This window comes from Pseudoalteromonas sp. APC 3495, assembly GCF_030407645.1.
In the GTDB taxonomy this organism is placed as follows: Bacteria; Pseudomonadota; Gammaproteobacteria; order Enterobacterales; family Alteromonadaceae; genus Pseudoalteromonas; species Pseudoalteromonas tetraodonis.
The window spans coordinates 38,581-60,574 of record NZ_JASDDA010000024.1 but is presented as its reverse complement, the minus strand read 5'-3'; the positions used below and the strand labels follow the sequence as shown (position 1 = coordinate 60,574).

The following is a 21,994-nucleotide window of genomic DNA, read 5'->3' as shown; positions in this document are numbered from 1 at the left end:
CCACATAGGCTCTGCCTTGCCTAAATACCAAACAGACTGCTGCAAATTTAACCTTGAAAGGTCAACAGACCCTAATACTGTTCGTTACTTTTACAGCTTTTAATGGCAGCAAATTGTTTGAGGTGGGTATTATATCGACAGGTTATTGGATCGGCTGAGAATTAAATCCCCATCATAGGAAAATCAGCCTATACCATTGTGAAATCGGCAGGTTCAGTGCTATTTAAGCTTACGCTAGACATAAAAAAAGCTGCAAATTGCAGCTTTTTTTACCTAAACGCTTATTCAGCGTCTGCAGGTTTATGCTTTGCAGCTGTTTCAGCAATCAGTGGTTGTAATTCACCACGTTGAAACATTTCAATGATAATGTCACAGCCACCAATTAACTCGCCTTCAACCCAAAGTTGCGGGAAGGTAGGCCAGTTAGCGTAAGCAGGAAGCTCTGCACGAATGTCTGGATTAAGTAAAATATCCACATATGCAAACGGTTCACCGCACGACATTAATGCTTGTGATGCTTGTGAAGAAAAACCACAATTAGGCAGTTTTGGTGATCCTTTCATGTATAAGATGATTGGGTTTTCAGCAATTTGCTGTTTAATTTTATCGATGGTTTCCATTTACAACCTCAAAATGACGATAGCGAACACATTAGGCCTTGAAAAAGTTTCACTGTGGCCTCAGATATATAGATTAACATAGGCAATTAAAGCCTCAATCTTAAATAGCTTTAGCAAGAGCATTGCTGTTTGCTAAAACTTGAGTAAAATACTCAACAATTATAGTAACACTATATTCCTGTTTGGTATAGATAAGTGCCCTGTTTGCGCAGGCATTACGTATTACTAAATAGACTATCAACCAAAAGAAGATGGAGATAAAAAATGGCATTTGAACTACCGTCACTACCGTATGCAATTGATGCACTTGAGCCACATATTTCGCAAGAAACGTTAGAGTTTCACCATGGTAAACACCACAATACTTATGTGACTAAACTTAACGGTTTAATCCCAGGCACTGAGTTTGAAGGTAAATCACTTGAAGAAATCGTATGTTCTTCAGAAGGCGGTGTATTTAACAACGCTGCTCAAATCTGGAACCACACTTTCTACTGGAACAGCCTATCTCCAAATGGCGGTGGCGCTCCAACAGGTGCAATTGCTGATGCAATTAACGCTAAATGGGGCTCATTTGACGCATTTAAAGACGCGTTAAACGACAAAGCAGTAAATAACTTTGGTTCAAGCTGGACTTGGTTAGTTAAACTAGCTGATGGTTCACTAGACATCGTTAATACATCTAACGCTGCAACACCATTAACAGATGCAGGTGTTACACCAATCCTAACCGTGGATTTATGGGAACACGCATACTACATTGATTACCGTAACGTGCGTCCAGATTACCTTAAAGGTTTCTGGTCACTCGTTAACTGGGAATTCGCGAACGCTAACTTCGCATAATTAGTTTTAAACTAATCTTTAAAAAGACGCTTAGGCGTCTTTTTTTATGTCCGCTACTTTATTTGATTAGGGTTATACGTAGGTTGTTTTCTAAAAGTGCATCATGATCATTTTTCATATAAATTTTTAATTTTATTGCACAAAAATTTAAATTCGTGACTAGACTTTAAATAGTGAGTACATTTTCCAAGTAGGTTTCGGAGGTCATTATGACTATTTTTGATCACTACCAAGCACGTTATGAATCAACACAAGAAGAAGAGTACAGTGTTGCTGAGTTTCTAGAAATTTGTAAAACCGATAAGTCTGCTTATGCCAGTGCTCCTGAAAGATTACTGATGGCCATTGGCGAGCCTAAAATGGTAGATACCGCTACCGATACTCGTTTAAGTCGCTTATTTTCGAACCGTGTTGTTGCACGTTACCCTGCATTTGCCGATTTTTATGGTATGGAAGACGCCATTGAGCAAATTGTTTCTTATCTAAAACACGCCGCGCAAGGATTAGAAGAGTGTAAACAAGTGCTTTACTTGCTTGGTCCGGTGGGTGGCGGTAAGTCATCGATTGCTGAAAAGCTAAAGTATTTAATGCAACAAGTGCCTATTTATGCAATTAAGGGCTCCCCGGTTAATGACCATCCGCTGGCATTATTTGATCCCGTTGAAGATGCCAGCCTACTCGAAAAAGAATATGGAATTAAGTCTCGTTACCTCAAAACGGTAATGTCGCCATGGGCCGCAAAACGTTTACAAGAATTTAATGGTGATATTAGTCAATTTAGAGTGGTTAAACGCTTCCCATCAATTTTAAATCAAGTTGCGATTGCTAAAACAGAGCCCGGAGATGAAAACAATCAAGATATTTCTGCTCTTGTTGGTAAGGTAGATATTCGCCAACTTGAACACTTTGCACAAAATGATCCTGATGCTTATGCCTATTCAGGCGCATTATGTTTAGCCAACCAAGGCTTAATGGAATTTGTGGAAATGTTTAAAGCCCCCATAAAAGTGTTACATCCGCTTTTAACAGCGACCCAAGAAGGTAACTATAACGGCACAGAAGGCATAAGCGCCCTGCCATTTAACGGCATGATACTCGCCCACTCTAATGAATCAGAATGGCAAACCTTTAAAAACAATAAAAACAACGAAGCCTTTTTAGACCGTGTTTATATTGTTAAGGTCCCTTATTGCTTACGAGTGACCGAAGAAATTAAAATTTACGATAAGCTTATTGAACACAGTGAGCTTTACAACGCCCCCTGTGCGCCAGGTACACTTAAAATTTTAGCCCAATTTACCACTCTTTCGCGCTTAAAAGAGCCGGAAAACTCAAGCATTTACTCTAAGATGCGAGTTTACGATGGTGAAACCCTTAAAGACACCGACCCAAAAGCGAAGTCGTATCAAGAGTATCGTGATTATGCTGGTGTTGATGAGGGCATGACCGGTCTTTCAACCCGTTTTGCGTTTAAGATTTTATCGCGAGTATTCAACTTTGACACTACCGAAGTGGCCGCCAACCCTGTGCATTTGTTTTATGTGCTTGAGCAACAAATTGAGCGTGAACAATTTAGTGCCGAGGTTGAAGAACGTTATTTAAGCTTTTTAAAAGGCTATTTAATTCCACAATATGTTGAGTTTATAGGTAAAGAGCTACAAACCGCGTACTTAGAGTCATATTCAGAATATGGCCAAAATATTTTTGACCGCTACGTTATTTATGCTGATTTTTGGATTCAAGATCAAGAATACCGCGACCCTGATACAGGGCAATTATTTGACCGTGATGCACTCAACGCTGAGCTTGAAAAAATAGAAAAGCCTGCAGGTATTTCAAACCCTAAAGATTTTAGAAATGAAATTGTTAACTTTGTACTGCGTGCTCGCGCTCATAACAATGGCAAAAATCCGCTGTGGACAAGTTATGAAAAACTACGCACGGTTATTGAGAAAAAAATGTTCTCAAACACGGAAGACTTACTCCCTGTTATTTCATTTAATGCAAAAACATCAGCTGAAGATCAGCAAAAGCATGAGGACTTTGTTAATCGTATGGTTGAAAAAGGCTACACGCAAAAACAAGTGCGCTTGCTATCTGAGTGGTATTTACGGGTTAGAAAATCGCAATAACCTTCATAATTGCAGTTTTTAGGAGGTCATTATGGCGCATTTTATCGACAGGCGTTTAAATGGCAAAAACAAAAGCACAGTTAACCGCCAGCGTTTTATTAGGCGTTATAAAAAGCAGATCAAAGAAGCGGTGTCTGATGCGATCAATAAACGCAGTGTCACTGATTCAAGCTCTGGAGAGAGTATCTCTATTCCGCAGCGCGATATTAGTGAACCTACTTTTCATCAAGGTAGAGGCGGTAATAGAGAGCAAATACACCCTGGGAACGATCAGTTCTCTACTGGCGACAAAATAGAACGCCCTAAAGGAGGCAAAGGCGGTGGCGCAGGCGAAGGTGAAGCAAGTGACTCTGGCGAAGGCCAAGATGAATTTGTTTTTTCTATCTCTAAAGATGAATACCTTGATTTGTTATTTGAGGATTTAGAACTCCCTAACTTGCAAGAAAATCAGCTTGATAAGCTCGTACAAATGAAAACCCATCGCGCTGGGTTTTGCAGCGATGGTATGCCCAGTAATATTGATGTAGTGCGCTCATTACAAGGTTCTCTAGCTCGTCGTATTGCAATGACCGCAGGTAAAAAACGCCGCCTTAGTGAGCTTGAGGGACAACTAGCACTGCTGCTTGAACAACCACACTGTGATAAAGCCGCTGTGGCCTTATTACAAAAAGAAATCGACACACTCAAACAGCAAATAAAAACCGTGCCCTTTATCGATAATTACGACTTACGTTTTCGTAACTACGACAAGCAACCACACCCAACCAGTAAAGCGGTGATGTTTTGTATTATGGATGTGTCAGGTTCGATGGACCAAGCAACAAAAGACATGGCAAAACGCTTTTACATTTTGCTTTATCAGTTTTTAACTCGCAGCTACAAAGACATCGACGTTGTGTATATTCGCCATCATACCCAGGCTAAAGAAGTTGATGAGCAAGAATTTTTTTATTCACAAGAAACAGGCGGTACCATTGTTTCAAGTGCACTAAAACTGATGAATGAAATAATAGCTGAGCGCTATAATTCTGATGAATGGAATATATACGCAGCACAAGCTTCTGATGGCGATAATTGGGCCGATGACACGCCCCAATGTGGGCACATTTTACGTAATAAAATACTTAAAGCTGTTCGCTATTTTGCCTATATAGAAATTACCACACGTGCTCATCAAAGTTTATGGCGCGAGTATCAAAACATTAGTCAAACGAACAGTAATTTTGCCATCCAGCATATCCAAGGTGTTGAAGATATTTACCCTATATTTAGGGAGCTATTTAAAAAAGGTCGTCAACAGCAAGGGGCTGCATAGCCAAAGCGAGGTAGCATTATGAAAGATAATCGAATAAGTGATGGGCCCGATTGGACCTTTGAACTATTGCAACAATACCAAGACGAAATAGCGCGTGTGGCTGAGCACTATAAGCTAGACACCTATCCTAACCAAATTGAAGTGATCACCGCAGAACAAATGATGGATGCCTACTCAAGTGTAGGCATGCCCATTGGCTACACTCACTGGTCGTATGGTAAAAAATTTATTCAAACGGAGCAAAATTATAAACGCGGTCAAATGGGACTTGCGTATGAAATTGTGATTAATTCGAACCCCTGTATTGCTTACCTAATGGAAGAAAACACCCTTCCGATGCAGGCACTGGTTATGGCACATGCTTGCTATGGGCATAACTCATTTTTTAAAGGGAATTATTTATTTAAAACATGGACTGATGCAGGCTCAATTATTGATTATTTATTGTTTGCTAAAAACTATATTAGCCGCTGTGAAGAAAAGTACGGTATTTCCGAAGTAGAAAGCATACTCGACTCATGTCATGCATTAATGAGTTACGGTGTTGATAGGTACAAACGTCCACAACGAATTTCGTTATTTGAAGAGCAAAAACGCCAGCAAGAACGGGCTGAGTATTTGCAATCACAAGTTAACGAATTATGGCGTACCATTCCTTCTCAACAGCAAGAGTCAAAAAAACACGAACGCCACTTCCCGCAAGAGCCACAGGAAAATATTCTGTACTTTATTGAAAAAAATGCCCCTTTACTCGAGTCATGGCAGCGAGAAATCGTCAGGATAGTGCGAAAAATATCACAATACTTTTATCCGCAAAAACAAACCCAAGTAATGAATGAAGGTTGGGCCACTTTTTGGCACTATACTATTTTGAACCATTTATATGATGAGGGAAAACTAACCGACTCATTTATGTTGGAGTTTTTACAAAGCCATACTAATGTTGTGTACCAACCTCCATACAATAGCGATTATTACTCAGGTATTAACCCCTATGCACTGGGCTTTAATATGATGGTTGATATACGTCGTATTTGTGAAAACCCAACAGAAGAAGATAAACGCTGGTTTCCTGAGCATGCGGGCAGTGACTGGCTCGAGACACTGCACTTTGCAATGCAAAATTTCAAAGATGAGAGTTTTATTAGCCAATTTTTATCCCCTAAGCTGATTCGGGATTTTAAATTATTCACCATAGTCGACCATGCTAGTAACCCACATTTAGAAATAGGCGCTATTCACGACGATAATGGCTACAAAGCGGTTAGAGAAGCACTTTCTACACAATATAACCTTAGTAATCATGAGCCTAACATACAAGTTTACGATGTTGACTTACGCGGCGACCGCTCTTTAACCCTACGATATATCCCTCACAACGCCGTTCCACTGGCTAACTCCCATAGGGAGGTATTAAAACACCTTTACAGACTATGGGGCTTTAAGGTAAAACTGGAACAGGAGTCAAATTCTGGTGAGATTTCAACCATTGGTCAATGTCCAATTGATGATTCACGCCATACAACAGAGTAAAAATAATGGACAAAAAAAAGCTTCTTGTACTGATTGATTCGGTTGAATTTGCAAAAACGTCATTGCAGCATGCTAAACAAAAAGCGCTGCAAGGCAATAAACATATTGATATTGTTGCATTTAGCTTTGAAGAAACCGGCAATATTTTATTTTCTCTGTCGCCAGAACAATTGCTTTCACTCCAAGATAAATGCCTTTCATCATTAAGGGCACAGTTGGAGCCACTGATTAGCGCAGAACTGGAGGGTTGCAGTTATACCTTTCAAACCGCATGGCATGAAGCCCCCGAGCAGTGGCTTAACGAAGATATTAATACTGATGATTACGAAATGGTGATAAAAACACGCCATATCGACAGCGACAGCCAATTTAGTGAACTTGATTGGCAACTTATCCGCTTTACGCCCATCGCTTTGTATTTAGCGGCAGATAACAAATGGCGCAAGCATACCAACATACTCGCCGCACTTGATTTAGCCAGCGAAAAAACCGCAAAACATAAGCTTAATCAGTCAATTATTAAATATGGCCTAGCATACGCACAGCGAACAGACTGTGAATTTTATGCCGGCTACACAGTGTATATTTCTCCAATATTAAGAGATTTAGGCTTAGTATTTTCAGAAGAGCAACTAGTCAATGCCTTTGAGAAATTACCTCAATCACAGCAACAACTCATTATTGATAATAACTTACGCGACAAACTTTATATTAAAGCGGGTTTACCTGAGCAGGTGATCCCAAGCTTAGCGGCCAAGCTCAATGCTGATTTAGTGATTATAGGATCTGTTGGGAATGTAGGAATTAAAGCAAAACTCATTGGTAATACTGCAGAAAAAATAATGCGCTTACTTAAAACTGACTTGCTTATTTTACCCCCCAATTAAAAAATGATGCCTAAGCATCATTTTTTATATCAGCGTATACCGACACTTTATTTCGACCTGTTTCTTTTGAATGATAAAGCGCTTTATCGGCAGCTTCAATCCATCGTTCGTGATCTTTAAACTGATCATCAAAACACGCAATACCCACACTAATGGCCATATGCACCGTGTGCTCATTGTATTTCGCCGGAGAGGTTTCAATTAATTGGCGTAAACGTTCAGCAAATACAATCGCCCCTTGTTTATCGGTATCTAATAAAGTAACAACAAACTCTTCACCGCCGTATCGCCCAGCAATGTCTGTTTCACGCAATGCAGTTTTCAGTAAACTCGCTATATGACGAAGTGCTTCATCTCCAGCACTGTGTCCAAAATCATCATTTACCTTTTTAAAGTGGTCAATATCAAAAATTAATAACGAGCAACAACCTTCGTTTCGCTTCGTTCGTAAAAATTCTTGGTGCAGTAAGTGCTCCCAATGCCCTCTATTGGCAAGCTGGGTTAAACTATCTGTTTGGCTTACTTGTTCTAGTTTTTTATTTAACTCTTCTAGTTCTTTTTTGTTAACCGCAATATCTGTCACATCGTAAATAATAATACAAATATGCTCGACTTCGCCTCGCACATTGGTAAGTGGAATAAACGTGGCATTTTGATACATATAGTCCGCTTTACCGGTAATTGGTCGGTAGTTTTTAAAACGAAAAATATACGGCTGCTGCTCCCAAATAGTAAATGAACGATTCTTTAATACAAACACTGACTCAGATTTACTTCTAAACCATTTTTCATCAATGGCCGGAAATAAATCAAATAAGTCTTTGTCTTTTACAGCGCTCGGTAACAAACCAGAATGATTTTCCATAAAACCATTCCATACATGCACTTTGTATTCTCGATCGAGTACAACAAGACCGACATCAACCGTATTAAACATATCCATTAACCAATGGATTTCATTCAAATCTAAATCAGCTGGCATAAATATTTAATCTTCTAGTAGATAAGCAACTTTGTATTTCAAAGTTTTTAGTGAATCTTCAGTAAAGAGCAACATTAAATCACAACTAATATCATGATTTTCAATACCGTAACTTATTTCTATGGCTAGAGTCCGTTGCCAGCGCGACTTATTCGACTGAACAAGTTCAGAAACGTCCCGATGCTGCCCCAAAACTATTGGATGCCCTTGGCTAAAGGTCATGTCGAGCTGTTTTGACAAGCCGGTTAAAATAGCGCCTATTAAAATGTTACTTACATCCATTAGCAACTCTAACTCAACCTTGTCGTTTAGTTCACCTTCGTAATTCATCAGTGAGGCTATTTCTTTAAAACTAGAGTCATTTAAAAGTAATAATGCCTCGCCAGATACCCCGCCACCTATAAAGCCTTGGCAAATACCCGATGTAGTATCATTGGTATCAACAGAGCTTAACGCCATGTTGAGCTCACTGACTTCTAAAACATTAACATTAGGAATGGGTAACTTAACAAATACATTAAGCAGTCTTGCAAGTAAATCTCCCGCTTGACCCATGGCAACATTAGTCAGCTCTTGATATATATCACGAACATCAGGGTCAACTTGTTCACCTAACGAGTGAGACATGCGTTCACGCAGTGCTCTATCTCTAATACCATGATGTTCAATAATGGCAGCAAGCTTTTCGGGGGAACACGGTTTTTGAATAAAATCTATGGCGCCAAGCTCAAGCACACGTTGATGCGCACTCGGTTGAATATCGCCTGATACCACAACAGTGAGAACGTCGAGTCCTTGCTCTTTCATTGCAGCAAGCACGCCATAGCCGTCCATTTCTGGCATATTTAAATCAAGGAAAAGAATTTCAGGCTGGGCTTTAGTTATTTGTTTTATGCAGTCTACACCGTCACATGCAAATTCAACTTTAATATCCCAATCATCGGGTAAAGAGCGAGCTAATTGACGTCTAGCTAGTTTTGAATCATCACAAATTAAAACCGATGTTGACATATTATCTCTCTATTTTAAAACTTGTTGTACGCTGACACCGCAAAAAATAAAGGCACGGATATTATTAATTAATACCTATTTCTTATATATACATAGTAATCAAAGTATTGCTTATTTACAATTTTAGGGAAAAATAAACGCGTCAATTATTCTGCTTGGTAACTCCATCACAGTATAATACACTCACCACTATTACGTTAATTCTTAAAAGGAAAAAATCCATGCGTCGTTCATTAGCCTTTGCATTGAGCCTATTTTGTTGCACTAGTTTTGCATCAGAGTTACCTGAAAACACCTTAGATGCAGGAAAAGTAACAGCGCAAGGTAAACCTGTTACGTTACTAGGCCAAGGCCTCAAAGTCGGTGCTGATGCGCCAAATTTTAAAGTGGTCGACGACAGCTTTACTGCCATTACATTAGAAAATTACCAAGGGCAAGCTGTATTAATCAGCGTAGTACCAAGCTTAGATACTGGCATTTGTAGCCTACAAACAAAGCATTTTAATGAAAAAGTAGCGCAACAGTTTCCTGGCGTGGCCATGTTGACGATTAGTGCCGACCTACCTTTTGCACAAAAACGTTTTTGCAAAGCAGAAAATATCGATAAAGTTACGACACTGTCTGATTCTGTATGGCGTGATTTTGGCCAAAAGTATGGGTTAATAATTAAAGATATGGGGTTACTTACTCGCGCTGTTTTTATTCTCGATAAAAGCCATAAAGTTATATATAAACAATTAGTTACTAGCTTATCAACCGAGCCTGAATACGATAGCGTTATTGAAAAGCTTAAAACGCTTTAAAGGTCGAATTTCAGATAATAAAAAACCGCTATGAAGCGGTTTTTTTTTAATTATGCTTTTAATTTTAGATAAAAATTAACCCAAAAGCTCAGCTAGTTGCTTGCTTACTGCTTCAACCGCTTGAGTACCGTCTAATTTATGGTACTGCGTATTACCCGCTTGCGCTTCTGCTTGGTAGTAGTCAACCAATGGCATTGTTTGCTCATGGTAAATGCCTAAGCGTTTACGAACTGTCTCTTCTGTGTCATCCGCACGGATAATAAGCTCTTCGCCTGTTTCGTTGTCTTTACCTTCCTCTTTTGGTGGATTGTAAACAACATGATAAACACGACCAGAACCAGGATGAACACGACGGCCACCCATACGCTCAACAATCACTTCATCAGCAACATCAAATTCAATAACGTGATCAACGACAACGCCATTATCTTTCATTGCATCAGCTTGTGGAATGGTACGTGGGAAGCCATCAAGTAAAAAGCCTTTCTCACAATCAGGTTTTGCAATGCGCTCTTTAACAAGGCCAATGATGATGTCATCAGAAATTAACTGACCTGCGTCCATTACTTTTTTTGCTTCAAGGCCAAGTGGTGTGCCCTCTTTAATTGCAGCTCGTAGCATATCACCGGTAGAAATTTGTGGAATACCGTATCTATCCATTAAAAACTGAGCTTGAGTACCTTTACCTGCACCCGGCGCGCCCAAAAGAATAATGCGCATATCATTGTCCCCTAATATGAGAGTTTATTTTAAAGTCTGAATTCTTCCACAAGCGCCGCAGATACTCAAGTAACTTATACTAATTGTCTAGAGTCTGTTGGCCTTTGCGGATTAATATTTGTGCAAACTAGGGGCACTTTAATCGCGGCGCAATGTTTGCTACTTAGTAGGCTGAGTAAAAATCGAGCAAAGCTTCTGCGTCCTGCTCACGCCATTTGCCACCATCCATGTAGGCAGACAGACCCTTTCGGGCAGCGTCTATGCAGCAAATTTAACCTTTAAAAATCAATAAACTCTATGCTCCAGCGCATAAAAAAAGGGAACAAACGTTCCCTTTTTACTCAATCATTGATTTTTAATACTTATTTGCTTAAATCAAGCATAAGTTTATTTAAGCGAGTGACAAATCCAGTTGGATCTTTAAGCGTACCGCGCTCAGCTAGTAATGCTTGATCTAGCAATACATGTGACCACTGCGCAAATTTATCTTCGTCTTGCTCATCATTTAAATGCTTAACAATCTGATGCTCAGGGTTTAGCTCAAACACAGGTTTAGCTTCTGGCACTGCTTGACCTACTGACTCCATCAGCTTTTGCATTTGCGAGCTCATGTCGTTGTCGTCGCTCACCACACAGGCTGGCGAATCGGTTAAACGATGTGTAAAGCGTACTTCTTTAACATCATCACCTAATGCGGTCTTAATACGCTCAATAAGGCCTGCAACTTCTTTTTCAGACTCTTCTTGTGCTTTTTTAGTTTCTTCGTCGTCTAAGTCGCCTAAATCTAAATCACCGCGAGTAATTGATTGAAATTGCTTGTCTGCAAATTCAGTTAAGTGGCTCATCATCCACTCATCAACACGGTCACTTAGTAGTAAAACTTCAATGCCTTTTTTGCGGAAGATCTCTAAATGCGGTGAGTTTTTAGCTGCAATAAATGAGTCAGCAACAACATAGTAAATTTTATCTTGGCTGTCTTTCATACGCTCAATGTATTGTTCAAGCGAGACATCTTGAGTGTCTGAATCGGTATGCGTTGAAGCAAAACGTAATAGCTTAGCAATGCTCTCTTTGTTAGCCGCATCTTCAGCTGGGCCTTCTTTCATTACTTGACCAAATTCATTCCAAAACGTTTGGTAATCATCGGCTTTGTTTTTCGCCATACGCTCAAGCATTTTAATAATACGCGACGTACACCCCTTACGGATAGCTTGGGTCACTTTGTTATCTTGAAGTATTTCACGCGATACGTTCAGTGGTAAATCATTTGAATCTAATAGACCTTTAACGAAACGCAGGTAGCTTGGCATAAACTGCTCAGCATCATCCATAATGAATACACGTTGCACGTATAATTTTAAGCCACTTTGGCGCTCGCGGTTCCATAAATCAAACGGCGCTTTTTTCGGAATGTATAACAAACTGGTGTATTCAGTTTTACCTTCAACTTTGTTATGTCCCCAACTAAGTGGATCTTCCCAGTCATGGCTTACATGCTTGTAAAATTCTTTGTATTCATCTTCAGAGATTTCAGACTTATCACGCGTCCATAATGCCGTAGCACGGTTAATGCTTTCCCACTCACCAGGAACTGCTGGAATTTTCTCACCGTCTTCGCCTTCAGACTCTGGTACTTCTGCTTTGTACATTTGTACTGGTGTAGAAATATGATCAGAGTATTTAGTCACGATACTACGAAGGCGCCATTCGTCTGCGTACTCTTTTTCTTCTTCACGTAGGTGTAGAATAATGTCTGTACCGCGGCCTTCTTTTTCAATTTCTTGCAGCGTGTATTCACCTTCACCTTTTGATTGCCACTCTACAGCCGTTGTCTCGCCTGCTTTACGGGTACGCACTGTCACTTCATCAGCAACAATAAACGCTGAGTAAAAGCCCACACCAAATTGACCAATAAGTTGTGAATCTTTGCTTTGGTCGCCCGTTAAGTTTTTGAAAAACTCTGCGGTACCCGACTTTGCAATTGTACCTAAAGAGCTGATCACTTCATCACGTGTCATACCAATACCATTATCAGAAATGGTTACCGTATTGGCTTCTTTATCAGCACTAATACGTACACGTAAATCAGCATCACCTTGATATAAGTCGCCGTTTGATAACGCTAAAAAGCGTAATTTATCGGCTGCATCAGATGCGTTTGATACAAGCTCACGTAAAAATATTTCTTTATTAGAATAAAGCGAGTGAATCATTAAGTTTAGTAATTGTTTTACTTCTGTTTGAAAGCCTAATGTTTCTTTTTGTGCTGCAGTCATTTATGTATCTCCAATTTGCAAAGTGTCTGCGTTATGCACTTAATATGGGGGGAGGTGTCAGAACTTCAAGGGAAAAAAGTAAAAAAAGCTGCCAGCAAAAAACAACAATATTATAAAAACAATATCTGTTCAAAATGGGCTGGCACAGTGTAAATGCATCGGCTTTTGAGTGCTTGGGTGATGAAAATATATATCGCTGGCATGTAGCTGCAAACGCGACGCCATCTGCTCACTCTGTTCACTTTTATACAAATCGCAACCTAAAATAGGATGCCCAATTGCATGACTATGAATACGTAATTGATGCGTTCGACCAGTAACGGGGGTAAATTGCACTAACGTCTTTATTGGTTGAATAAAACGCTTAAGTACTGTGTAGTGTGTTAAGGCCGCTTTGCCTGTGGTGTTACATAACTTAACACGAGGAAAATAGAGTTTGTCTTTAGCAATCGGGTAATTTATTTGTCCGTGGTTATCGCACACTTTTCCTTGTAACATAGCGACATAGCGTTTGCTTATGGTGTGACTTTGAAATTGTTGATTGAGGTTTTTTGCCGACTCACTATTGAGTGCCACCAGCATGATCCCTGAGGTACCAAAATCTAATCGATGAGGTAACTTTGCTTCTGCAAAGGCGGCTGTTTTACCCTGTTGACCATTGACTAAGCGATAATGAACGGAATCCCAATTTAGTGAGTTTTTACCCGACAAACTCAATAAACCACTGGGCTTATTGATCACTAAAAGCGCCTCATCTTGATAAATAATTTTTATGTGTTCATGGCAAACAGGTGCGATAAAGTCATCAACAATCACATTAGCACTTTGGGTTATTGCAGCCATATCATCCTTAAACTTTTGTTTGTATTGCAATTAAAGCCAACAAAAAAGCCTACAGCATGTATGTAGGCTTTTAAAGTAAGTTCAAATAGTTAAGCTTAAAATAAACTATTCATGGCTGACTAATCGCCTACCGCTAAATGCATGCATAAGCGTCATTCCATCGACTAAATCAAGCTCACCACCAACAGGAATACCATGAGCAATACGCGATGCACCCACATTGTTTTTGTGGCAAAGCTGAGCAATATAATGCGCCGTTGTTTCGCCTTCAACCGAAGGATTTGTGGCTAAAATGACTTCATTAATACCGCCTTGCGCAAGCTTTTGCTCGAGTACATCAAGGCCAATTTCTTTAGGCCCTATGCCATCAATCGGTGATAAATGCCCCATTAATACAAAGTAAAGCCCTTTGTATTGACCTGTTTGCTCAATGGCGAGTACATCCGTTGGCGATTCAACAACACATAAAATACCACTGTCTTGGCGTTTAGTGCTTAAGCAAATATCACACTGCGCCTGCTCGGTAAATGTGCGGCACGATTGGCAATGACCTACAGCGCTCATTGCTTTAGTCAAGGCATTACCAAGTTGAGCACCGCCTTTACGGTCGCGCTCTAACAAATGAAACGCAATACGCTGGGCAGACTTCGGACCGATGCCGGGCTGACAACGCAGTGCCTCTATCAGCGATGTTAAACTATCTGAAAGTTGCATAGTTGCTTAGAACGGCATTTTCATACCAGGTGGTAACTGCATACCGCCTGTCACTTTACCCATGCGTTCTTGCGTTTCATCGGCAACACGGCGCACAGCATCGTTACATGCTGCAGCTAATAAATCTTCAATCATGTCTTTGTCGTCTTCCATTAAGCTTTCATCAAGCTCAACACGGCGCACGTTGTGGTTACCAAGCATGGTTACTTTAACTAAACCGGCACCAGCTTCACCAACGACTTCCATTGTTGCGATTTCTTCTTGGGCTTTTTGCATGCGCTCTTGCATTTGCTGCGCTTGCTTCATCATGTTACCCATTCCACCTTTAAACATAATCGTCTCTCTTTCTTTTAATACATTAACTGAAGTATAAATAAGGGCACTGATAGTTAATTACAATGCCTGAATACTGTTTTCGTCAATTTCAGCGCTAAATAGCTGTTGAAATTGTACTATATTTTCATCGCTTGTGATCACATCAATCGCTTGCTGGTGACGACCTGCATCAATTTTTTGTTGAATTAGATAAGGCGAGTCAATCACCCCACTGGCAAAGTCGATATTTAGCTCAACGTTATGTCCATAAATAGTCGATAACGCCACATTTAACTTTTGGCGCAGCATAGGCGTATCTAAATGCTTTTGCGATTCATCCACTTCAATATGAAAATGATTGTCTTGCTTGGTAAAAATTGAATGCAAGGCAAACTGGCGCATGCGCCCGCCAAGCCCCATTCGCTTAATTAAATAAGCCCATTCATCTTGTTGATGGGCAAATCTAATTTCACTGATGGGGCTTTGAAAATCATCCGGCACCGGAATACTTGGTGCTTGTTCAACAACAGGAGCCGGTTTTTGCGGATTAATTTGCTCTAATAGCTCAGGCGCAAGATTTTCGGTAATTGTTTGATGCTTTGCTTTAAAGTCGACTTTATTTGCAGGTTTAGTGCTTACCTGTGGCTTGCTCCCTGACATGGGGAGCGCTGGCTTTTTTGGTAACTCATCACCCGTCTCACTATCCCATGGAGGCGGCTCCTGCGCTACAGCTTGAGGTGTATTGCTAATAGGTTTATCGACGGGCCTAGCAGGGGTCGATTTTGGCACAACAGGTTTTTCGGTTGCTGCGCTTGACAGTTTACCCGCACCGGAAATATTTCTGTCACGTAAAATACGCGCTATTGCAGACTGTGCACGTGCTTCTTGCTCGCCCATTGTTGGCGCTGAATGCTCAGTGCTACTAGGTACGTTTGATAGCTCAGGATTAAATCCTTGGTCAACCGCGCTACTCATTACATCATCGTATTGCGCTGCAATGGTTTGTTCTACATCGCTGTGCTGCATGTAGGCATCATCTTCGCTTTGACGCTGCGCTTGTTCATCGCTCATTGGCGTTGTATCAGACATGTTTGGCTGACTTTGTGTTGACTCTTGCTCAATGTGAGTCGGGCTATTATCAGAGCGCGAAACCTCAGGCTCAGGAGCCTCTATTGGCTGTGGATTATGTATTGATGGCTGACTTTCAGTGCTATTGCTCTGCGCTGGTTTATTTTTATTTAAAATATCACGCAATGCATTGGTACGCCCTGTGGCATTTTGCTCTGGCGCGGGTTGCGAGCTAGGTGCTGAATGCGTCGTTTGTGAGTGCTCAGGTTGAAATGCTAACAATCGTAGCATAATCATCTCAAACCCTAAGCGTGGCTCAGGCGCCCACTGTAAATCTTTTTTGCCATTCAGTAATAACTGATAATACACTTGAATTTGCTGAGCATGAGTGTGCGCTGCAACATGCTTAATGTAGTCAGCATTATTGCTATCAAGTGCTGCCGCTTCAGGCACTAATTGGCTTAATTGAATAATATGCGTAAGTGCAATTAAGTCATCAAGTAGTGCAATGTAATTAGGATTTCTGCTCGCGACTTGGGCAACTTCAGCCATTAAGGCTGCGCCATCCTGCGCGAGTAATGCAGCGAGTAAACTCTGACTATAATGGGTATCCATTAAACCAAGCATGGCTTGAACAGCTTGATTATTAATATCGCCATTTGTTTGGGCAATAGCCTGATCGGTCAGGCTCAGCGCATCTCGCATACTGCCATCAGCTGCTTTAGCAATAATACTTAGGGCATCATTATCAAAATTGAGCTGCTCTTGCGTAAGAACATGCTCAAGCTGTTGCTTAATTTCAGCTTGCGACAAGGCATTTAAATTAAACTGTAAGCAGCGCGATAAAATAGTTACCGGTAATTTTTGTGGATCGGTGGTCGCCAGTAAAAACTTTACATGCTCAGGTGGCTCTTCGAGCGTTTTTAATAAGGCATTAAAGCTGTGCTTTGACAACATGTGTACTTCATCAATTAAGTACACTTTATAGCGTCCGCGGGTTGGCGCATATTGAACGTTATCGAGTATTTCGCGAGTATCTTCAACTTTTGTGCGTGAGGCCGCATCTATTTCGAGTAAATCAATGTAGCGCCCTGCTTCTATATCAACACAGCTACTACATTGACCACATGGTGTGGCAGAAATGCCCTCATCACAATTTAAGCTTTTAGCAAAAATACGCGCAATGGTCGTTTTACCAACACCACGGGTTCCAGTGAATAAATAAGCGTGATGCAGTCTATTTTGACTCAGCGCATTAACCAGCGCTTGTTTAACATGAGACTGCCCAACCAATTCATGAAAGGTTTGAGGACGCCATTTTCTCGCTAGAACCTGATAACTCATCGATTATTCGCCTTCGAATTCAACCAATTTTAGGATTTTAATACCCATTTTTTCAACACGCTGCTCCCCACCTAGTTCAGGTAACGATACGACGAATGCTGCATCTGTGGCGTTGCCGCCTAATTTTGCAACCAACTTGGCTGTTGCTTCAATTGTACCACCGGTCGCCAACAAGTCGTCAACTAGCAATACTTTATCACCGGCTACAATCGCATCAGTATGAAGCTCTAATGTATCTTCACCATATTCGAGTTGGTAATCTTGGCGAATAACTTCGCGCGGTAATTTACCAGGTTTGCGAACAGGGATAAAAGGAATTCCCAAGGCATAAGATAGCGGTGCACCAAAAATAAAGCCACGCGATTCTGTGCCAATAATTTTAGTAAAACCTTGATCTTTATAGGCGTTAATAAATGCATCTATGGTTGCTTTAAACGCTTCAGGGTTTGCCATTAGGGTTGTTACATCGCGAAACATAATGCCCGCTTTAGGGTAATCAGCAATTGTAGTAATGCTGTTTTTGATAATTGCTGGTGTTACTTGAGTCATAATTTTAACTGCTCAATGGTTCATATTACAAAGCAGGTGATTATAACCTTAAGTGAGCGTAAATTGCGAGTTTGCGGTAGTTATAAAAATTCAGGAAGGGTAAACAAGATAAAAAAATATAAGGCTGATGAAAACAACAGCCCTATGAAATAAAGCAAAAATTACGTCAAGCTGGTGATCCAACCTAAAATAGCATTTAAACACCCTATTCCAGCAAACACGGCTAAAAATGCAAAAAAGTAAGCCGCATTAAACGGGTCTTTAAACTCTTTATCATCTGACATCGGTACAACCTTTTATTAAGCACAACAAATAAAGGCGTTATAATAGACGATGTGAAATAATCTATAAAGAGCTTAATCTTGATTTTTTGTCACTATAATTTGACGCTGTGCCATAGCCGTTAGGGTACTTAATGCGCCTTGAGTTATTTGCTCAAGGCTAAATTGAGGTGCATTTTCACTGACTTGCTGGCAAACATGCGCAAATGTGCTTCCTGCGTTATTGTCAATAATAGACAAAAGCATGGCGGTCATCGCATTAGTTGCTAAAAATTGTACTTCATCGTCTTTATCTCTGTACACCACAAAATAATGTGGCTGCTCAGAGGGCTGTTGCGGTTGAAACGCTTCGCTAATATGTTGTACGGGGAATTCATAGCTTAAGTTACGTGCCGTTTTAGATAAATATAAAGGGCTTTGAGTTAATTGATTCGTTACCAGTTCGCTCTCATCCAAGTCAGCCTGAGTTACCGATACATCAAGCTCAATCCATTCATAATGCGCCAGCGCTAGCATAAACACAGGGTCGCACTCTTTGGGCACATAACTTGTCATTAAATACGTTATAAACTCTTCAGCAATATCTAAAAAGTAAGGAGACTGGCAATCATGTTCACTAAAAAATTGACGAACCAGTAATAGCCACTGTTGCTCACTATAGAGTGTTTTTAAAACTGGAAATGCAGATGAAACAAAGCCATTAATATTATTAAAAAAAAGCTCCCGATAAATAGCCATACGTCTGTCTTCAACATCTGCTGGGCAAGGGTTCGTGTTGGGCTGGCGAATATGAGCCATAAACTCATTTTGAATATCGATAAAACTCATAGTTAATACTCTTTTAAAACCATGCTGTTGTTATTACTAGCTGCATAGGACTGTTTAAGCACTTTGCTCAGTGGATAACAGCTGCAGGTGCTTTGCTTGTAATTGATGAATTATATCCAGCTCTTTGGTTAACACGTTAATAGGTGGAATATTAAAGTCCCGCTCTAACAGCGTCGGAAATACACCATGTGTTTCATAAGCGCTATCAAGCAACTGCCATACGGGATCAATAACATCGGCGCCATGAGTATCTATAATCAAGTCCTCGGCTTCATTGTAGTGGCCTGCAACATGACAATAGGCAATTTTATTAGTTGGTAGCCCACTTAAAAACGCTTGTGCATCATAACCATGATTAATCGAGTTCACATAAATATTATTAACGTCTAATAGCAACTGGCAGTCTGCGTCTTCTAAAATAGCATTGGTAAATTCAAGCTCTGATAGCTGCTGACCAGGGGCACCATAATAAGACACATTTTCCAGCGCTAGCGGGCGTTCTAAAATATCTTGTACCTGTTTAACCCGAGAAACAACATGGTTAACCGCCTCCTCAGTAAAAGGAATTGGCATTAAGTCATACATATGGCCTTTACCTGAGCAATAGCTTAAATGTTCGCTATAAGCTTTAATATCGTGGTTATCAAAGAAAGATTTTAACGACTTTATAAATTCAATATCGAGCGGCTCAGGTGAGCCAATAGAAAGAGATAAACCATGGCAAACAAAATAATTAGTATTGGTTAACTGCTTAAATTGCTTTTCAAAGCGCCCACCTAGCTTTAACCAGTTCTCTGGGGCCACTTCCATAAACTCAATTTGTTTTGGTATGGCATGCTCAAGCTCATCTAGCATTTCTCTTCGCAAGCCTAAACCGACCATGCCAAAGTTAGGCGTTTGATTTTGAGCCATAATAAAACCTCATATTAAATAAAAAGGGCCTAATGGCCCTCTCACTTATCTGAAAAAGAAAAGTTTAGTGGCTACCACCACATTTACCTTCGCCGCACTTGCCTTCTTTTTTAGCCTTAGCATCACCGCCGCATTTACCTTCGCCGCACTTGCCTTCTTTTTTGGCCTTAGCATCACCGCCGCATTTACCTTCGCCGCACTTGCCTTCTTTTTTCGCTTTAGCATCACCGCCGCATTTACCTTCGCCGCACTTGCCTTCTTTTTTCGCTTTAGCGTCGCCGCCACATTTACCTTCGCCGCACTTGCCTTCACCAGCGTCTAATTGATAACCAGCTACCATTTGTTGAAATTCAAATGGGTTGGCTTGTACATCTGCACTGGCCATACTTGCACTGCCAACAACCACTGCGCCGAGTGTTAATGCAATTGAATTTTTCTTTATTGTATTCATTTTTTATTACCTTCTAAACTTGTTGAACATCATTATACAAGTAGACCTGCATAAAACTAAAAACTTTCACATTATCTATTTTTTCAAAAATAACTTAGTAAACTAACTATAAACCCTAATAAGCGTTTTATCAATTTATGATTTACAGGTAAACTGGCGCTCTTTTTCAGTAATAAATTAATCACACTATGAAACTTGTTTTAGCACCGATGGAAGGTGTCGTTGACTTTAAAATGCGCCAACTACTCACCGACATAGGTGGCTTCGATCTTTGTGTGACCGAATTTATCCGTGTTGTAGATACTTGCCTTCCAGATAAAGTATTTCACCGTTATTGCCCTGAACTTAAAAATGCGGGGCTCACTCGTAGTGGTACTCCAGTTCGCATTCAGTTATTAGGCCAAGTAGCCGACGTGTTAGCAGAAAATGCTGTAAAAGCAATTGGCTTAGGCTCTCATGGTGTTGATTTAAACTTTGGTTGCCCAGCAAAAACTGTCAATAAAAGCAAAGGCGGTGCTGTATTACTCAAAGATCCAGATCATATGTACTCGATTATAAAAACGGTAAGGGATGCCGTTGATGATGAGCATGAAGTAAGTGCTAAAATTCGCTTAGGTTTTGATGATGATAGTAATAGCCAAGAAATTGTCGATGCCGTTGTTAGCGCTGGTGCTAACAGCATTGCTATACATGCACGTACTAAACGCGATGGCTACAATCCACCCGCCTATTGGGAAAAAATCCCTCCTTTGGTCAAAGATAAAAAAATTGCAGTGGTCGCCAATGGGGAGATTTGGCAGGTAGAAGATGCCCTTTTATGCCAAAAGCGCAGCGGTTGCACTGACTTAATGATTGGTCGTGGCGCGCTTTCACATCCTGATCTAGCAAGAAAAATTAAAGCGCAGGTTAATAAAGAAAGCTACAGTGAACTGACATGGGAAAATATTTTACACCATATTATTCATTCATCTATGCACCAAACAGCAAGCAAAGATACTAAATACTTTGCATCTCGAACAAAACAATGGCTTGGTTATTTAAAACGCCAATATCCACAAGCAGGACTATTATTTGATGAAATTCGTCGTTTAAAAGCCAAGGATGAAGTAGCCGAAGTGTTAAAGAAGTATGCGAAAGCGCCACAATTTGATACAAATCATAACATCTAAGATAATCTAACTAGATAATAGCAGTATCACTGAGGACTAATTTAAGGGTTATACTGCTAATGCATCATCAGCAACGACTAAACGATGAAATTGAAAGTGTTAAAGCGACTATATTAGGCTTGCTATCACAATCTACACACCCTACACATCAAAATTTGCTTTGTATACTAACCCGTACCTCAAATGAAGAGTGGCTTGATATAGCAGCTCAGCAATTAGGCACCGAGTATAATCCCTTGATTGAGCGTATGAATAAGCTTGAAGCGGCAATAAGCCAAATTGACATTGGCCAGTATGGTTACTGTTGTGACTGTGAGGAAAAAATATCAGCGCAGCGCTTGGAGCAAGACCCTGCAGCGCAGCGATGTGATCAGTGCGCTAGTTAATAGCGCACT

General features: G+C 40.4%; 22 protein-coding genes. 8 read left to right on the top strand and 14 right to left on the bottom strand.

The genetic code is table 11. The features are described 5' to 3' along the window. Positions 1–281: 281 nt before the first annotated feature. Complete coding sequence (locus tag QL984_RS11170) at positions 282–620, bottom strand: Grx4 family monothiol glutaredoxin (protein WP_024602947.1); 339 nt, start codon at positions 618–620, stop codon at positions 282–284. Between the two features lie 264 nt (positions 621–884). Between QL984_RS11170 and QL984_RS11165 the strand changes: the two genes are divergently transcribed. The 5 genes from QL984_RS11165 to QL984_RS11145 all read left to right on the top strand — a co-directional run bounded on the left by QL984_RS11165 (position 885) and on the right by QL984_RS11145 (position 7,333). Continuing rightward, complete coding sequence (locus QL984_RS11165; protein ID WP_010388603.1) at positions 885–1,466, top strand: Fe-Mn family superoxide dismutase; 582 nt, start codon at positions 885–887, stop codon at positions 1,464–1,466. A gap of 209 nt (positions 1,467–1,675) precedes the next feature. Beyond that, positions 1,676–3,598 carry a PrkA family serine protein kinase gene (locus tag QL984_RS11160; RefSeq protein WP_036954370.1) on the top strand — a complete coding sequence of 641 codons (1,923 nt, stop codon included), beginning with the start codon at positions 1,676–1,678 and terminating at the stop codon, positions 3,596–3,598. A gap of 31 nt (positions 3,599–3,629) precedes the next feature. Further along, complete coding sequence (locus QL984_RS11155; protein ID WP_036954367.1) at positions 3,630–4,913, top strand: YeaH/YhbH family protein; 1,284 nt, start codon at positions 3,630–3,632, stop codon at positions 4,911–4,913. 18 nt (positions 4,914–4,931) lie between these two features. Continuing rightward, positions 4,932–6,446: a SpoVR family protein gene (locus tag QL984_RS11150; protein WP_036954365.1), complete on the top strand. Its 1,515-nt coding sequence runs from the start codon at positions 4,932–4,934 to the stop codon at positions 6,444–6,446. A 5-nt stretch (positions 6,447–6,451) separates the two neighbouring features. Beyond that, complete coding sequence (locus QL984_RS11145) at positions 6,452–7,333, top strand: universal stress protein (RefSeq protein ID WP_013465183.1); 882 nt, start codon at positions 6,452–6,454, stop codon at positions 7,331–7,333. 10 nt (positions 7,334–7,343) lie between these two features. Here QL984_RS11145 and QL984_RS11140 read toward each other — a convergent pair whose 3' ends face one another. Both QL984_RS11140 and QL984_RS11135 read right to left on the bottom strand, forming a co-directional pair. Further along, the gene (locus QL984_RS11140) at positions 7,344–8,315 is read right to left on the bottom strand and encodes a diguanylate cyclase (RefSeq protein WP_013465184.1); all 972 of its coding nucleotides are present in this window, start codon (positions 8,313–8,315) and stop codon (positions 7,344–7,346) included. A 6-nt stretch (positions 8,316–8,321) separates the two neighbouring features. Continuing rightward, entirely contained in the window at positions 8,322–9,326 is a 1,005-nt protein-coding gene (locus tag QL984_RS11135; protein WP_013465185.1) for a response regulator, read from the bottom strand. Between the two features lie 221 nt (positions 9,327–9,547). Here QL984_RS11135 and tpx point away from each other — a divergent pair, with 221 nt between their 5' ends. Then, complete coding sequence (gene tpx / locus QL984_RS11130) at positions 9,548–10,129, top strand: thiol peroxidase (RefSeq protein ID WP_036954362.1); 582 nt, start codon at positions 9,548–9,550, stop codon at positions 10,127–10,129. 75 nt (positions 10,130–10,204) lie between these two features. Here the strand turns inward: tpx and adk are convergent, their stop codons facing one another. The 11 genes from adk to QL984_RS11075 form a co-directional block, all read right to left on the bottom strand. Next, positions 10,205–10,849 carry an adenylate kinase gene (gene adk / locus QL984_RS11125; RefSeq protein WP_013465187.1) on the bottom strand — a complete coding sequence of 215 codons (645 nt, stop codon included), beginning with the start codon at positions 10,847–10,849 and terminating at the stop codon, positions 10,205–10,207. Positions 10,850–11,211: 362 nt separating this feature from the next. Next, positions 11,212–13,125: a molecular chaperone HtpG gene (gene htpG, locus QL984_RS11120; protein ID WP_036954359.1), complete on the bottom strand. Its 1,914-nt coding sequence runs from the start codon at positions 13,123–13,125 to the stop codon at positions 11,212–11,214. A 129-nt stretch (positions 13,126–13,254) separates the two neighbouring features. After that, positions 13,255–13,968, bottom strand: coding sequence for an RluA family pseudouridine synthase (locus tag QL984_RS11115; RefSeq protein WP_036954357.1), 714 nt, complete (start codon positions 13,966–13,968; stop codon positions 13,255–13,257). A 105-nt stretch (positions 13,969–14,073) separates the two neighbouring features. Beyond that, positions 14,074–14,682: a recombination mediator RecR gene (gene recR / locus QL984_RS11110; RefSeq protein WP_024602877.1), complete on the bottom strand. Its 609-nt coding sequence runs from the start codon at positions 14,680–14,682 to the stop codon at positions 14,074–14,076. A gap of 6 nt (positions 14,683–14,688) precedes the next feature. Then, entirely contained in the window at positions 14,689–15,015 is a 327-nt protein-coding gene (locus QL984_RS11105; RefSeq protein WP_013465191.1) for a YbaB/EbfC family nucleoid-associated protein, read from the bottom strand. Positions 15,016–15,075: 60 nt separating this feature from the next. Further along, positions 15,076–17,409: a DNA polymerase III subunit gamma/tau gene (dnaX, locus tag QL984_RS11100; protein WP_036954352.1), complete on the bottom strand. Its 2,334-nt coding sequence runs from the start codon at positions 17,407–17,409 to the stop codon at positions 15,076–15,078. A 3-nt stretch (positions 17,410–17,412) separates the two neighbouring features. Continuing rightward, positions 17,413–17,958, bottom strand: coding sequence for an adenine phosphoribosyltransferase (apt, locus tag QL984_RS11095; protein WP_013465193.1), 546 nt, complete (start codon positions 17,956–17,958; stop codon positions 17,413–17,415). 161 nt (positions 17,959–18,119) lie between these two features. Continuing rightward, positions 18,120–18,242, bottom strand: coding sequence for a hypothetical protein (locus tag QL984_RS11090; protein WP_255314607.1), 123 nt, complete (start codon positions 18,240–18,242; stop codon positions 18,120–18,122). Between the two features lie 72 nt (positions 18,243–18,314). Then, entirely contained in the window at positions 18,315–19,067 is a 753-nt protein-coding gene (locus tag QL984_RS11085; RefSeq protein ID WP_036954349.1) for a putative DNA-binding domain-containing protein, read from the bottom strand. Positions 19,068–19,121: 54 nt separating this feature from the next. Continuing rightward, positions 19,122–19,979, bottom strand: a complete 858-nt coding sequence (locus QL984_RS11080) for a DUF692 domain-containing protein (protein ID WP_036954347.1) — start codon at positions 19,977–19,979, stop codon at positions 19,122–19,124. A gap of 64 nt (positions 19,980–20,043) precedes the next feature. Further along, positions 20,044–20,430, bottom strand: coding sequence for a hypothetical protein (locus QL984_RS11075; RefSeq protein ID WP_024602970.1), 387 nt, complete (start codon positions 20,428–20,430; stop codon positions 20,044–20,046). A gap of 188 nt (positions 20,431–20,618) precedes the next feature. On the opposite strand from QL984_RS11075, the gene QL984_RS11070 reads away from it, so the two are divergent. Next, complete coding sequence (locus QL984_RS11070) at positions 20,619–21,599, top strand: tRNA-dihydrouridine synthase (RefSeq protein ID WP_008466224.1); 981 nt, start codon at positions 20,619–20,621, stop codon at positions 21,597–21,599. A 59-nt stretch (positions 21,600–21,658) separates the two neighbouring features. Next, positions 21,659–21,985, top strand: coding sequence for a TraR/DksA C4-type zinc finger protein (locus tag QL984_RS11065; RefSeq protein WP_013465198.1), 327 nt, complete (start codon positions 21,659–21,661; stop codon positions 21,983–21,985). The last annotated feature ends 9 nt before the right edge of the window (positions 21,986–21,994 follow it).

Coding starts and splice junctions, on each gene's coding strand:
- QL984_RS11170 (WP_024602947.1), bottom strand. CDS start 620: ATGGAAACCATCGATAAAATTAAACAGCAAATTGCTGAAAACCCAATC.
- QL984_RS11165 (WP_010388603.1), top strand. CDS start 885: ATGGCATTTGAACTACCGTCACTACCGTATGCAATTGATGCACTTGAG.
- QL984_RS11160 (WP_036954370.1), top strand. CDS start 1,676: ATGACTATTTTTGATCACTACCAAGCACGTTATGAATCAACACAAGAA.
- QL984_RS11155 (WP_036954367.1), top strand. CDS start 3,630: ATGGCGCATTTTATCGACAGGCGTTTAAATGGCAAAAACAAAAGCACA.
- QL984_RS11150 (WP_036954365.1), top strand. CDS start 4,932: ATGAAAGATAATCGAATAAGTGATGGGCCCGATTGGACCTTTGAACTA.
- QL984_RS11145 (WP_013465183.1), top strand. CDS start 6,452: ATGGACAAAAAAAAGCTTCTTGTACTGATTGATTCGGTTGAATTTGCA.
- QL984_RS11140 (WP_013465184.1), bottom strand. CDS start 8,315: ATGCCAGCTGATTTAGATTTGAATGAAATCCATTGGTTAATGGATATG.
- QL984_RS11135 (WP_013465185.1), bottom strand. CDS start 9,326: ATGTCAACATCGGTTTTAATTTGTGATGATTCAAAACTAGCTAGACGT.
- tpx (WP_036954362.1), top strand. CDS start 9,548: ATGCGTCGTTCATTAGCCTTTGCATTGAGCCTATTTTGTTGCACTAGT.
- adk (WP_013465187.1), bottom strand. CDS start 10,849: ATGCGCATTATTCTTTTGGGCGCGCCGGGTGCAGGTAAAGGTACTCAA.
- htpG (WP_036954359.1), bottom strand. CDS start 13,125: ATGACTGCAGCACAAAAAGAAACATTAGGCTTTCAAACAGAAGTAAAA.
- QL984_RS11115 (WP_036954357.1), bottom strand. CDS start 13,968: ATGGCTGCAATAACCCAAAGTGCTAATGTGATTGTTGATGACTTTATC.
- recR (WP_024602877.1), bottom strand. CDS start 14,682: ATGCAACTTTCAGATAGTTTAACATCGCTGATAGAGGCACTGCGTTGT.
- QL984_RS11105 (WP_013465191.1), bottom strand. CDS start 15,015: ATGTTTAAAGGTGGAATGGGTAACATGATGAAGCAAGCGCAGCAAATG.
- dnaX (WP_036954352.1), bottom strand. CDS start 17,409: ATGAGTTATCAGGTTCTAGCGAGAAAATGGCGTCCTCAAACCTTTCAT.
- apt (WP_013465193.1), bottom strand. CDS start 17,958: ATGACTCAAGTAACACCAGCAATTATCAAAAACAGCATTACTACAATT.
- QL984_RS11090 (WP_255314607.1), bottom strand. CDS start 18,242: ATGTCAGATGATAAAGAGTTTAAAGACCCGTTTAATGCGGCTTACTTT.
- QL984_RS11085 (WP_036954349.1), bottom strand. CDS start 19,067: ATGAGTTTTATCGATATTCAAAATGAGTTTATGGCTCATATTCGCCAG.
- QL984_RS11080 (WP_036954347.1), bottom strand. CDS start 19,979: ATGGCTCAAAATCAAACGCCTAACTTTGGCATGGTCGGTTTAGGCTTG.
- QL984_RS11075 (WP_024602970.1), bottom strand. CDS start 20,430: ATGAATACAATAAAGAAAAATTCAATTGCATTAACACTCGGCGCAGTG.
- QL984_RS11070 (WP_008466224.1), top strand. CDS start 20,619: ATGAAACTTGTTTTAGCACCGATGGAAGGTGTCGTTGACTTTAAAATG.
- QL984_RS11065 (WP_013465198.1), top strand. CDS start 21,659: ATGCATCATCAGCAACGACTAAACGATGAAATTGAAAGTGTTAAAGCG.